Source organism: Wolbachia endosymbiont (group A) of Cydia splendana (assembly GCF_947179475.1).
GTDB lineage: Bacteria > Pseudomonadota > Alphaproteobacteria > Rickettsiales > Anaplasmataceae > Wolbachia > Wolbachia pipientis.
This window is the reverse complement of the sequence record NZ_CAMXBP010000001.1, coordinates 869,945-883,833: the sequence shown is the minus strand read 5'-3', so window position 1 is coordinate 883,833 and position 13,889 is coordinate 869,945. Positions and strand designations below refer to the sequence as shown.

8 protein-coding genes, 1 tRNA gene and 3 pseudogenes are annotated in these 13,889 nt (G+C 35.7%); 2 read left to right on the top strand and 10 right to left on the bottom strand.

Annotated elements, in window-relative coordinates:
• Nucleotides 1–2 precede the first annotated feature (2 nt).
• Together lpdA and OM961_RS04395 are read right to left on the bottom strand one after the other, a co-directional pair.
• Nucleotides 3–1,382 (bottom strand): dihydrolipoyl dehydrogenase, encoded by a 1,380-nt coding sequence (lpdA, locus tag OM961_RS04400; protein WP_264339485.1) that lies wholly within the window; start codon nucleotides 1,380–1,382, stop codon nucleotides 3–5.
• On the bottom strand, nucleotides 1,375–2,484 hold the full coding sequence (locus tag OM961_RS04395) for an outer membrane protein assembly factor BamB family protein (RefSeq protein WP_264339484.1): 1,110 nt from the start codon (nucleotides 2,482–2,484) through the stop codon (nucleotides 1,375–1,377). Before OM961_RS04395 ends, lpdA begins: the two co-directional genes overlap by 8 nt.
• A gap of 357 nt (nucleotides 2,485–2,841) precedes the next feature.
• Here OM961_RS04395 and OM961_RS07660 point away from each other — a divergent pair.
• Nucleotides 2,842–3,448, top strand: a pseudogene (locus OM961_RS07660) (transposase); the annotation flags it as partial.
• Here OM961_RS07660 and OM961_RS04385 read toward each other — a convergent pair.
• Nucleotides 3,444–4,769: an IS4 family transposase gene (locus OM961_RS04385; protein WP_264339205.1), complete on the bottom strand. Its 1,326-nt coding sequence runs from the start codon at nucleotides 4,767–4,769 to the stop codon at nucleotides 3,444–3,446. The pseudogene OM961_RS07660 and the gene OM961_RS04385 overlap by 5 nt on opposite strands.
• A gap of 92 nt (nucleotides 4,770–4,861) precedes the next feature.
• Between OM961_RS04385 and OM961_RS04380 the strand changes: the two are divergent.
• Nucleotides 4,862–5,208: pseudogene (locus tag OM961_RS04380) on the top strand (transposase); the annotation flags it as partial.
• Between the two features lie 106 nt (nucleotides 5,209–5,314).
• On the opposite strand, the gene OM961_RS04375 reads toward OM961_RS04380, so the two are convergent.
• The 7 genes and pseudogenes from OM961_RS04375 to OM961_RS04345 form a co-directional block, all read right to left on the bottom strand.
• Nucleotides 5,315–5,401 (bottom strand) — tRNA-Ser (locus OM961_RS04375).
• 31 nt (nucleotides 5,402–5,432) lie between these two features.
• A complete protein-coding gene (locus OM961_RS04370; RefSeq protein ID WP_264339483.1) occupies nucleotides 5,433–6,239 on the bottom strand; it encodes a DUF2163 domain-containing protein in 807 nt (268 codons plus the stop codon).
• Between the two features lie 436 nt (nucleotides 6,240–6,675).
• A complete protein-coding gene (locus OM961_RS04365; protein WP_264339482.1) occupies nucleotides 6,676–8,607 on the bottom strand; it encodes a WD0745 family porin in 1,932 nt (643 codons plus the stop codon).
• Nucleotides 8,608–8,814: 207 nt separating this feature from the next.
• The gene (locus OM961_RS04360; protein WP_006279435.1) at nucleotides 8,815–9,636 is read right to left on the bottom strand and encodes a 3'-5' exonuclease; all 822 of its coding nucleotides are present in this window, start codon (nucleotides 9,634–9,636) and stop codon (nucleotides 8,815–8,817) included.
• Nucleotides 9,629–10,513 carry a GTPase Era gene (gene era / locus OM961_RS04355; protein ID WP_010082484.1) on the bottom strand — a complete coding sequence of 295 codons (885 nt, stop codon included), beginning with the start codon at nucleotides 10,511–10,513 and terminating at the stop codon, nucleotides 9,629–9,631. The genes OM961_RS04360 and era overlap by 8 nt, the downstream gene beginning before the upstream one ends.
• Before the next feature lie 250 nt (nucleotides 10,514–10,763).
• Nucleotides 10,764–11,786 (bottom strand): annotated as a pseudogene (gene cydB, locus OM961_RS04350) (cytochrome d ubiquinol oxidase subunit II).
• Complete coding sequence (locus OM961_RS04345) at nucleotides 11,779–13,185, bottom strand: cytochrome ubiquinol oxidase subunit I (RefSeq protein WP_264339598.1); 1,407 nt, start codon at nucleotides 13,183–13,185, stop codon at nucleotides 11,779–11,781. The pseudogene cydB and the gene OM961_RS04345 overlap by 8 nt, the downstream one beginning before the upstream one ends.
• Nucleotides 13,186–13,889: the final 704 nt, after the last annotated feature.

Below are 13,889 nucleotides of genomic sequence, written 5' to 3'. Positions count from 1 at the left end.
AATTATTTTTTAAAGAAAGCATCGATGCACGCATCTCGAAAGGCTTCATTTATATCAGGATGAGAGTGACAAATTCTGTATATATCCTCTGCTGCTGCGCCATATGCCATTGCAACCGCTGCTTCGTTGATTAGCGTGTCAGCGTATGCTCCTATGATATGCACACCTAGTATTGTATCTGCCCTGCTACAAGTCAGCACTTTCACGAATCCTTCAGCATCATCAGTTATTTTTGCTCTGCCGTTTGCAGCAAATTGACATTTACCAACTTTGTACTTACGGCCAACACTTTTCAACTCCTCTTCAGTTTTACCGATTGAAGAAACCGCAGGGTGAGTGTAAATGACAGATGATATGATTCCATAATCAACGTGAGGTGACTGTCCTGCTATTATCTCTGCAACTGCCACTCCTTCTTCCTCTGCTTTATGAGCAAGCATTGCTCCACCGATCACATCACCAATAGCAAATATTCCTTTCACATTAGTTTCATATCTGTTGTTAACTTGAACGAAACCGCGATTATCTTTTTCTATTTTTTCATCAATACCAAGATTCTCAGTGCATGGTTTGCGTCCTGCTGCCACCAATACCTTATCCGCCTCTATAGTGTTTGTTTGATTATCTTTTACAGAGCAAACTTTCACACTCAAAGAATTACTACTTTGTTTTATCTCCTCAACTTTAGTGCTAAGTAAAAATTTTATTCCTTGTTTTTGTAGACTAGAAAGTAGAGACTTACTTAATTCTCCATCCATTGCTGCAGCGATTCTGTCAAAAAATTCTACTACAGTGACTTCAGACCCTAGCCTCCTCCATACAGAAGACATTTCAAGCCCTATTGCCCCAGCTCCGATTACGACAAGTTTTTTTGGTACTTCAGTTAAAGATAGTGCACCGGTGGAAGAAATAATGTCTTTCTCATCGATATTAATTCCTGGCAAAGAAATAACGTCAGAACCGGTTGCAATTACTATATTTTTTGTCTTCAGCACCTTACCTTCAACTGAAACTTCAAGATTACCTTGGTCAAAAGAAGCAAGCCCATTGATTTTAGTGATTTTGTGAAGGTTAAACAGATATTCTATACCTTTTCCAAGTTCCTGAACTCTGGCGTCCTTATAACCTAGCATTTCTTTTAAATCGAAACTTGCGTCCTTAATTTTTATGCCAAGCTTCGACAGATCATTTTTCGTGTGAGCATACTGATAGGAAGAATGGAGCAATGCTTTGGAGGGTATGCACCCAACTCTGAGGCATGTGCCACCAAAAATGCTATTTTTATCTATACAGGCAACTTTCAATCCAAGTTTTGCAGCAGCGATAGCGCACTTATAGCCTCCTGGGCCACCACCTATAACAATTAAATCATAATCAGTCATAAAAAACAAACCTATTTTCTAAAGAATAAACACCTTTTCCCTCAGTTGTTACATATATCTTATTGCGAGTAAACACTGGAGTGTGAAACACATTACCAGGTACTTTTACTACCTTTCCTGCACTTTCAGATCCCGGAAAAGCAAACATTGAACTTTTATTGCTTGTCACCCACAGTGTATGGGCATGCATAATTGGAGCAAATAGTTGCGTATTTTCTATTAAATCAGATGCCCAGACTATTTCTCCATTTTTTATATCCAGGCCAATTATTTTATCATCTTTAGTAACTATAAAAATTCTTCCGCCTTCTTTTTGTTTCTCTGCAGGAATAAGAGGACTATAATATGACTCAATGTCTGATACACTTTTTACTTGCAGTGACTTTGACCATAAAATATTTCCTGATTTTACGTCAATACCATAAATATAAGAATTATTTGTAGCTATTAAAGTATCGCCAAGCACTCTCGGTGTAGTAGTTACATCTGTGAGCTGTGTATCCAAAAGGTTTGTAGCCAATTTTTGGCTCCACAATTTTTTACCATCTTCATTAAAAGCTATTAACTCACCATTTGAAAATGGTGCTATTATTTTATCGTTAGAAGTTATTGGCGATATGGAATACAAACCTCGAACCTCATTGATACCGTTTTGATAAGCCCAAGCGGAGCTGCCATCTTTTATATCAAACACGTACAGATAATTATCAATAGTCAATACTACCAATTTATTATTTATTACTGCTGCTTTTCCTCTTACTGGAGCTCTCAATTCTTTTTCCCACTCAATCTTGCCAGTTTTTGCGCCTATTGCGTGTAAAGTGTTATCCACTATAAAGAAAACATTTTTTTCATAATGTGATAGGCTCATGTTACCAATTTTTTTCCTATGTGAGAGTTGTAATTTCCAATTCATAGCCTTTGAGTTATCAATATCAAAGGAATATAAAGCGCCGTGCTTGTCTGATAAAATAACGCTATTTTCTATAAGCACTGGAGCTACATATCCTTGAGATAGTTTTTTATCCACTAGACTTATTCTCTCGCTTGCCATTGTGTAACTGCTACACAATAACATTATCATGACAATTATTACTTTCATTATTTATTGAAAACAAGATTCATTAATATACATCTTAAGAACCTTAATTACAACGGAAATGTTCTTGCTGCATGTTAAAAACGTTGATTTATGAACGAAATATTATATTATTATGTGAGATAATGTATATTCTTAGAGGTAGTACACCTCATCCACTATGCAGCAACGTGCATAGCTGTATGAACATTGAGATATAAAATAATTTATACCAAGAAGAAAGATGTCATCCAAATAGCCTCTTTTCCTGTCATCCCAGTGCTTGACACTGGGATAGCTTTGTTGCATAGCAACTGAAAAAATCTGGTGGCTACTGACAAAATTCATTATAAATAGCTATTTAACTGTTGAAGAAAAAATATGCCACAAAAAATGAGAGTTAGTAACTGCCATGAATATAACAAATTTCTAGAAAAAAGAGGAAATATTTTTCGTTACATCGATAAAGCTATCGAAAATTGGTATGAAAATAGTCCAAAAATGCAGGGCGGCAACTATATTTATAGTGATAAAGTTGTGATTTTAGTGCATATAATCGTTAATCTTTTTAGAATTGGCTTAAGACAAACAGTCGGGTTTATAAAAGGATATTTGCAACAAATAGGAAGAGATTTGGCAGTTATCAGCTATTCGCAAGCTTCAAAAAAAACTTAATATTAAGATCAATGATTGCAGAATTGATAAAAATAATATGGAAGATATCGAAATTGCCATAGATAGCACAAGCATCAGCATTTATAACAACACACAGCAAGGAAAATAGCGCTGATAGAAAATATCGTGGCTATGAACAGACAAGAAAATTGCATGTAATGTTGAATATAAACAGCAAAAAAGCCATAGCTGCAAAATACAGTAACGGTCTGATCACTATGGAGCTTGCGATTTACTTAAAGGAGTTAATTTTCAGCATGCCATAAAAGCACTATATGCAGACAGAGCATATGACCATACGCGTCAAGTTAAGAGATTGTGAGCAAATTTAGAGAGGTTAAAGTGGATACTCTAGCCCTTCTACGTTTGTCTTTTAATGAAAATCGCGACCAAGTTATAGTGAGTTTTTTAAGAAATGCTTTTAAACTATTAATTTTGGTTAATACTAAAAATAACTCTCTAACCCGCCTTTTTAGCTCAATAAATGCCTTTGTTAAGCTAAGTTCTGTATTCTTTTTCACTTCTGTGCAACCAACTATGCCGCGAAATATAAGAATTGCGCACAATTTAGCATATAGTTCACATAATACTCTGCATGGCTTTCCTTTTAGCTTATCAAGCCTGATATGGCTTTTATACAATTTAAATAATAACTCAATTTGCCACCTTACTCTGTAAATCGTTAATACTTGCTCAGCACTAATTTTATTTTCTGGAACATTAGTTATAAATATTGACCAGTTCAACAATTTTTGATTTCTTTTAGAGGATGTATATCCCTGCGATCTTGCTAATCTATTAGCTTTCCTTCTTCTGGCCATAGACTGTTCTTCAGTTAGTTTCTGACATATAATTCTTACTCTAATTTTTGCTTCTTTTCCTAACAATACCTCGTTTTCTAAAAATAACTTATCCTCTAAACATTCTAATAACTCCATTTTTTGATTTGTTTCTACATCATATATGTTGGTATCGGATTTATAACGACTTATGAAATAAGCTCCTATTTCATTGATTTGTTTAAAAGAACTTGGCACAAAATAACCGAGATCAGATATTAGCAAATCATTGCTTAATATATTACTTAAATGTTTCCTATATCCCTGGTCTGATCTTACCCCCTCCGTTAAATTAAGTTGGTCTATTATCTGATTCATGTAGTCGAAAACTAATTGTAACTTTATTCCAGACTTAGTATTGCTTTCATAGCCACTGTAGCTAGTACCATAACCTTTATACATCTCTTCCATACTGTTAGGTAGAGTAATATAGCTACTGTCCAATAATTTAACACTATTAAATTGCTGTAAGATTTTGCAATCAACTTGCAAGATATTTTTAAAGAGAATCACAGATTCATTATACATCCTTTTCATAAATTCCACTGCTTCTTCAGTAAATCTAAAATCCAAACCTTGTTTTGTTATATCTATCGAGTCCTCGTTTAGTAATTGACACATTGTTTCTACGCTACAATTATCAACTCCTATATTACCCAAGACCATGGCTTTTACGAATGATGAACCTTTTAGCTTTCTCTTTCTTTTTATAAACCTTGTTGTAATTGAGATTTTCTCTGCTTTTTCATTAAAAAATTCTTTGAGCTTTTTTGATAAGCAAGTTATTTTATTCATTGGTTCTCTCACTAAAAGTATATCTGGGAGAACTTATACCTTATTATTCTATCTCTTTCATACCTTTATTTCCTTAACTTGACGCGTATGGAGCATATGACAGACATAAACTCTATAAATTCTGTGATGAATGCGGCATAAAGACAAAAATTCCTCCAAAAAAACAATGCAGCAGAGCATCCAAAGTATGGCAGAGAGAAATGCTGCAATTAGACTAATAAAGTCATACAGCGAAGATGGAATGAAGAGGTGGAAAAGGCAAACAAACTACGGAAAAAGATCTTATGTAGAAAGTTTTTTCTCGCGACTGAAACAAACATTCGGGTTTAATTTTCGGAACAAATCTGAAATTAATCGTGGGAAGGAACTGCTACTCAAGTGTTATTTGCTTAATCAATTTACTGACATTGGTATGGCTAAATTTGAAATGGCTACATGAATTTATCGTAAATTACCACCGCATAGTTGTAACATTGTACCATATTACAATGTTCGTACAGTTGTGTGCGCGACCGGGGGTTTTATACTATTCTAGAAGTAACATACGGAAAAGGGGGGATTCGAACCCCCGACATATTTTCATATGTGCACGCTTTCCAAGCGTGTGCTTTAGACCACTCAGCCACCTTTCCATGCTTATTCATAATATTGAAAATTGTACTGCTAAACAATATAAAAACCTGGTATATAGGGTTCACCACGAAAATTCACAGTATTGTTAAACTTGCTTCTGCAAGTTGGAAATGTTTTATCGCAACCTGCGAGTATTGAATATTTATCTCCAGCAAAAATTTGGTATGGAGGCGAAGTAAACAACGTAACTACTTTATTTTTATATTCTTTTACTATACCTTCAAACGCTATTGAGCCAAAGAATTTTACTACTCCGTGCTTATAATATTCATCACTCTCAGTTAAATTCGTGTCTTCAAATCTTCTTTCGTCTATTACTTTAGTGATTGTACTTATTTTACTAAATTTTTTAGTATCGGCTTTACATTTATCATCGCAAAATTGTGCTCTGCATGCAGGAGAGTATAATTCTGCTATGCTTCTCTCAAGCTTTGCTGAAAGCCCTCTAATTTCAACAATAAATCTTCCACTACTTAATGTCACTTTACCAAAAATTCCTGAATGTAGATTCATTGTTCCCTGGGTCAAGTCTTTATAATTCACAAGAAATATTTCAATATTTGCAAAGTCGTACTTTCCTGATAAAACATCTTCTTCTTTAATATCAGCACTATTTAATATCCCTTCAATTTCTAGATTATCAGTTTTTAAATCGCTGTTTAATATTATACTACTGGCTGTAAATCCACTTGAAGATTTATAGAGTATATTATCAATATTTAAATCTTCATCATAGTCAGTGAATCCCATTACTTCTCCACCTGCGAGCTTTAATTTCCAGCACGTAGCGGTGGTAAGTAATTCTCCAGCTAAATGATTTTTTAGTGTGGTTTGCATAGGGGCCTCCTGCTTAATTGATTAAATTTGAAAGTAGCTATACGGCCAGTAGAATAAGGGCAGTGTGTTCTTTTCTCATCATCTAAGTAGCCATAAAGCGTCATTCCGGTGAACATAGGGTGTCATTCCAGTGCTTGACACTGGAATCCAGGAAATTTTGCTTGTAAGTAAGCAAACTGATTTGGTGAGCATAAAAAGTGGCTGATCTTATGCTGAATAAACGCTTTTGATGAAGTTGCATGGAAAGCTGGATCCCAGTGTCTGGGCACTGGGATGACATCCTTCTTGGTGGAGTGTCCTCAAATCACAATGTTCGTACAGTTGTGTGTCACGCACTGGGATGACAGGAGAGAGGACACCATATGTTTATTTGATCGACAAATAAACACTAACAGACAAGAATACACCACAGTTAACTGTGGTGTGTACTGGCTGGTTAGAAAGAAAACTTCACACCAGTAAGAAGGAGAATTCCTTGGTTAGAAGGTACATCAGCATCAGACTCATCTTTCAGCTTACCTGTTTCGTTAGTCATAAAATAATGGAGAGCTGCGTAAGGAACAAATTTGTTCTTACTGCATGCAGGAGACAGATCATATTGAACGCCAAGTGCACCATCATGAAGCATATCTTTGTCATTCATTCTGCTGCCAAAATACGTCAAACTTGTGTAGATATTCTCATGTTGATACCCAGCTCCTACAGTCCAATACATGGTATCTATACTATCTTTACCAAATTGAGCTTTCAGCCCTTCCACTCTTTTGCCATCAGTAGCATCTTTACTATCAATTTCCGTATAGGTATCACCAATTAATTTTTTAATACCCTTCGGTTGACCAGATTTGCCCAAGTATGCAAAAGAGGCAGCAAACTTTACGCCTTGATCTTCATTAATCTTATAATCAGCGCTTACACCAAAATTAACACCCATCAGGTCATTATACTCCACAAATTCCTTATAAAGATGCTTATCTTTACTTGGTTGCTTTGGAAAGCCATACTCACCAACTGCAGAAGTTTTAACTTTTACATTATATTTATCAAAGTCATATTCATATGATGCACCAGCACTTACTATGTGCTCATAGTCTGGACCGACATGCCTTATCTTATCTTTTACCTTACCGTTTTTCTCTTCTTTTTCTTTCACAATAAACAAGCTACTATCATAACGAGGTGCATAACTGATGCCAAACCTTGCGCCCATATAATTTGGTGAGTAGTAGGCAACTCTAAATGGCAGTGTAGTCATAACGCCTTTGTTATATTTCCCTGCCATGCGGAAAGAGAATTTTTCACTTTCACTCGAAAAACTTTCAGTGTAAAGACGTGGTGTTACATAAAATGGAAAGCTAGCAGCGCTTCCTTCTAAGTTCACTTTTCTGAACCAGTCACTATCTGCAGCTCCGTCAACAGTCGCAATTCTTGTTGCATCAAGCCTCATCAGAGCCTCAGGACCAAATTGGTAACCAAGCTTCACGTCACCATATTTTGAGTTAACAAACACATGCGCACTTCTGCCTTTTGCAGCATAAACACCCTGTGAAGCTCCCTTACCTTCGGTCACTGGAACATGAAACTGCACGTCAGCACCATAAAGAAGACCTAAATCTTCATTCTTATTTTCTGCTCTGAGGTGCAATATCGCGTCAGCAATCATACCCATATCGTTGCTGTAATCACCAATATTTCCTATTCCTTCATAGAATATTGGATTTGCTCCTCTTGTTATATCTGGAGTGGCATTATAATACTCTGTAGATCTGTTTGGCATAACGTTATAACGTTTATAATCTGCGCCACTTGGTCCAGCTTTGCCATAACCTTGAGCATCAACAACACCACCAAAAGTTATTCTTAAATTACTTTGCCCTTGATTGGTATCGATAATATCAACTCCACCAACTGAAACAACAGGACTTGCCTTACCTTTTTCCTCTGTATTTTTGTTAACAACTTTTATATCCTTCTTTACATCTTTAGCTTCAACTTTAGCATTCTTAGTTTTAGAACGCTTAGTTTTTGAAACTTTACCTTTTTCTATATTAGAATTCTTAGCGTTTAGAGCTTTCGCTTTTGAATCCTCTATAAGCTTTGCTTTTTTCTCATTTGCTAGCCTGATCTCCTCTTTTTTCTTAAGCTCTTCAGCTTTTTTTCTTGGATCAGCATTACATATTCTGTCCATCTTTTCTTTCAGTTTTTTATTTGATGTTTTCATAACTTCCACTTTTCCAGAAGTTTTTGTGCTCTCTTGCTTTTTTATTTCCTTCATACTCTCATCAGGAAAGTCAGCTGCAAAACTGCTGAAAGAACATAAAGTTAATAAAGAAACTAGAACAGTTCTAGTATACATAGACTTTTTCATGAAGTGCCCCCAAAAAATTTCGAAATCATATCTTAAATGTAAATAGTATAAAAATGTTGAAAATTCAACTTAAAGCAACCTTATAACGAAAATAAAAGTAAAATGCAATACCTTAAAAGCAACTTTCTTAATATGCTCAACGTGTATATTAACCAAAATTTAGTACAGAGGTTCGCTTGTTAGTCCATTATAACTCGACTATTTATTCTATGGAAGTAAAATTTTTCCACCACAAGTTATTTGCCATTCTTCTTTAAATTTCTTTAGGTATTCTTTTTTTTCGCACTCTAAAAGCAGCTCTTCCACACTTTTGTTGTAGCTTTCAGTAGTAATCCTTCCCTGATGATGCATGAACCTTAAGTAAATCAAATAAGTGTTAATTACATCTGTTTCACAATAATCTCGAATCTCTTGTATCTTGCCGCTATCGTATAAGTCCATAACTTGTGACCCATCAACTCCAATCTTACCAGGAAGATTAAATGCTGCACAAACTTCGTTCATTTTTACTCTCGCAGAAGCTCCAAAATCAGAGAGGGATTCAAGCAAATCACAATGCCAATCACTGCTATATCTCTGATTGTAACTATTCCACTTATCGCCAGCTTTATGAAAATATTCTGCTTGAATGCCATGGACCATAGCACGATACTTCAGCACTGGTATATCAAAAGTGCGTCCGTTGAACGAAACTAATCTTGGCTTTTTCTCTGATATGTAGTTAAAAAATCCTTTCACTAGCTCCTTTTCACTGGAATTTAGTGTGCCTCCAGATCTTATTTCTTGCAGTGTGAACACCTCATAACCACTCTGGTAGCTTATATTGCAAAGTAAAAAACTAATAACTACAACAAGGTGAAAAGGCTGACGCAGAAAAGAGTTTTGCCCGTTTGTTATTTCAAGATGATATTTTGTTAATGCATCCCTCTTCTCTTCTACACTACTATCATCACTAATATTGAGTAAATTTTTGCAGGAATTTACATCTGGTATAGTTTCAATATCAAATACCAATAAAGAATTAAGCATTGCCTATATACTCCTCCGGACGGTCGATCCAAGGTCGCACTTTCACAAATAAAAAGAGGTGTACCTTGCACTCAAATAATTTTTCTAGTTCAGCACGCGCTTCGATATTAATTTTTTTAATATTACTGCCATCTTTTCCTAGTACTATTTTTTTATGACTATCTTTCAACACAAATATGATCTGTTTGATGACTAAACTCTTATCTTTTTTTTCCTCAAATTGTTCAGTTATAACAGCTGTAGAGTATGGCAATTCTTCACGCAAGTTCAAGAATAATTTTTCTCTCGTAATTTCTGCTGATAAAAAATTTGTCGAGGAATCGGTTATTTGATCTTCTTCATAAAACCAGGGGCTCACCGATGCAACTTCAGACAAGTAATTCATCAAATCAGAAAGTCCATCATTCTTTAATGCTGATATCATAAAAACCTTTTCAAATTTATAAAGCAAATTCAGATGCTCATGCGCCATCTTTAATTCAGGCCTTTTTACCAAATCAGTTTTATTGATAACCAAAATGCATCTGCCTTTTGTGCGCTGCAGCCGCATAAATATAGTCTTAATTCTTTCTATATTTTTCAAATAATTGCTTACATCAACAAGCAACAAAGTGATGTCACTATCCTTAACTGCCGACCATGCAGATTTAACTAAAGCTTTTTCAAGTTTTGTTTCTGCTGAGAAAATTCCTGGGGAGTCAGTAAAGACAATTTGTGTGTTGTTGCATGTTGCAACACCCCTTATTTGCGTCCTTGTTGTTTGCACTTTAGGGGTGACAATTGCAATTTTCTTGCCTATGATGCTGTTAATTAATGTAGACTTCCCAGCATTTGGTAAGCCAGCTATGGTTACAAATAAGCATTTTTGTTCTTTCACAAAGAAAATTATAAAGAAAACTGAATGCCCGCGTCAAGCTACTTATATGACAAGAAGGATGACAGAACCCTTTTTGGTTAGCATGCAAAAAGGAAAAAAACTTATTCTACAAATTAAAAATACAATATACTCAAAAACTTTTCAGAAAATCCATAGGAGGGTTTGCTAATGAAGGTTCTTGAGTTGACGCCATTGCCTGAACGACTGCTTGATTTAAGGGTAACGTTTTAACCATAAGGTCACTAACTCCTTAATATGTGTGTTCATAATTTGATTTTCCACGAAAGACATAATAGCAATAACCAGTGTAAGTTAAAATGATTGGTAAAAGCGGTATTATAACAATGAGCATTAAAGATAAACTTGGCCGAGAAGCGGCTGCATCCAGAATGGTATATTGAAAAGGTATAATCCATGGGTAGATACTAATTCCTAAACCTAAATATCCCATAAAAAAAATAGCAATACTGAGAAAGAATGGACGGTACTCCTGTTTAGTATTCTGAAGATCAAACCACAGCATGAAAAATAGCCAAGATGTGAGTAATGGAATAGAAAATAAATAATAAAAATTTGGCATGCTAAACCAAAAGTTTTTAATACGTTCATTTAAAAATGGTGTCACTACACTCACTAGTCCCATGAAAATACCTACAAAACCAAGCGTATAAGAAGCAACCTTGCGTGCCCATTCTTGTGTTATATTTTCTGTCTTCATTATGAGCTATGTAGAACCTAAAAGTGCATATCCAAATATCACAGCAATGCCTGTCATTACACTAAAAGCACTTGCCCAATCAAATTGGCCACCAGAAAAGTTGCGTCCGTTTACTTCTACACCATGTATAAATGCACCTAAAATCATGCCTTGGCAAAATGCAGCACCAAGTGACCCAAAATGAAAGGCATAATCCCATAATCGCCTGTATTTTCCTTCTGCCTTAAAACGAAACTCAAAGGATACTCCGCGCACTATAAGGCCAAGCAGCATAATAATGATTGGAATATAAAAAGCAGGCATTAATATTGAATATGCAAGAGGAAAAGCAGCAAACAACCCTCCACCACCCAATACCAACCATGTTTCGTTTCCATCCCAAAATGGTGCAATTGAGCTTATCATGTGATCACGGCATTTATCTGACGGTGCAAAAGGAAGTAAAATACCAATACCTAAATCAAACCCATCCATTAAAATATACAGTAAAACAGCTATGGCAATTAGTAATCCCCAGATTAGGGGTAAATTAATTAAGGAAGAAAAATCAAACATGATTGTTGTCCTTTCCAGATGTACCAGCATCAATCACTGAAGCTCCAATACCGTGTTTATAAAATTGCTCTTCTTCTTTAATGACAGGAATTCCTTTGTATATAAGTTTCAGAATATAGTAACTACCTGCTCCAAATATAAGGGTATACATAACGATAAATGCAATCAAAGACCATGCAACCTGAGGACCGGTAATCGCAGATGAAAATGATTCAATTGTGCGCATAATTCCATATACAGTGTAAGGTTGACGGCCAATTTCAGTAGTAAACCAACCTGCAAGTAACGCTATGAACCCAGACGGCATCATTGATATCCACCATCCATGTAAGAAACAACTTTGGAATAATTTGCCACGAAGATACTGTATAACACTTACTGACCCAATTATGATCATTAAAATTCCAACTCCAACCATTATACGGAAGGACCAGAATACCCATACTACAGGTGGTCTATCTTCTTTTTTCCATTCCTTTAATCCTTTTACTTCTCCTAAAAAATCATGTGTTAAGATCAAGCTGGCAAGATTAGGAATTTTTGTCTCGTAGTGATTAATTTCATTTTGCTGATCCGGATAAGCAAATAAAAGTAAGCCAGCCCCTTTTTCGGTTTCCCATATACCTTCCATTGCAGCAATCTTAGCAGGTTGATGCTTTAGTGTATTTAATCCATGCCTATCTCCCATGAACAGCTGAAATGGTGCAGCTAAAGCTACCATAATGGTTGCCATACCAAGCATAATTCTTGCTTGAGGAGCATGTCGTTTTCTCAAAAGATAAAATGCTCCTACACCACCAACCACAAAAGCTGTTGTAAGATAGGCTGCTGTTACCATATGAATAAAGCGATAAGGGAAAGAAGGATTAAAAATAATCTCTAACCAATTGGTTGGATATAGGAGACCATTCTCACCAATCGTGAATCCAGCGGGTGTTTGCATCCAACTGTTGGCCGCAATAATCCAAAAAGCTGAAATAAGCGTTCCCACTGCAACAATACAAGTAGAAGCAAAGTGCATACGAGAACTTACTCTATTCCATCCAAATAGCATAATACTCAAAAAAGATGCCTCCAGAAAAAAGGCTGTTAAAACCTCAAAGGAAAATAGAGGGCCGAGAACATTGGCTATGCGGTCAGAAAAAATCGACCAATTGGTACCAAGTTGATATGACATTACAACTCCAGATACCACTCCCATGCCAAGAGCAACGGCAAAAATCTTGATCCAGAATTTATAAACATCACGGAAACGTGTATCACCAGTCTTAAGCCAACACCATTCCAAAAAGGCTAGAAAACTTGCAAGCCCGATCGTGAAAGCAGGAAATATAATGTGAAAGCCTATTGTGAAGGCAAACTGAATTCGAGCTAATAATAAAGGATCAAATTTAAACATTTTACCTAATACCCATGTATTACAAATAATAGCCAAATCTGCCTATAATTCAATCCATTTTTTCACAAAATTGACCTTACCCAGAAAAAGTAGAGAGAAAGTTAAGACGTTTTTGTCATGAGAATAAATTGTGCAGGAATACAACTGTTCTCCCTTGTCATACCGTCACGGTATCTCTAGATCCCGCTAACACGTAGCGGAATGACGATTGTCAGGCCAGCGCCCCTATGATGTCATCCCAGTGCTCCTTTTTTTGTCATCCCAGTGTCAGCTACTCGGATGACATCATCCTTTTTTTGGGATTCCAGCGTCACGCGCTGGAATGACACCTTCCGTATAAACATTAAGAAATTTACCAAGCGGAGAAAAAGGCAAAAGAAGCCCCGTGGTTGGCTAATTACTTACATTATACTTTCAAGTATGGCGTTTTTTTATTCTAAACGTTTAATAACCGCGATTCAGCTACTTTTAAACCGCAACTAATCTAAATTATAAACGTTAAGAAATTTACTAAACAGAAAAAAAGGCAAAAGAAACCCTAGGGTAGCTAGTTATTCACTATCCATTTTTTAAGTTGGCGTTTTTTTATGTTTTAAACGCTTTATAAGCGCGTTTCAGCTTATGTAGGTAGAAATTTTATAAGACATAAGGTGCACATAGTGCAAAAAATTAAGCATGAGACGCCAGATACGTGAGTTTTTTTG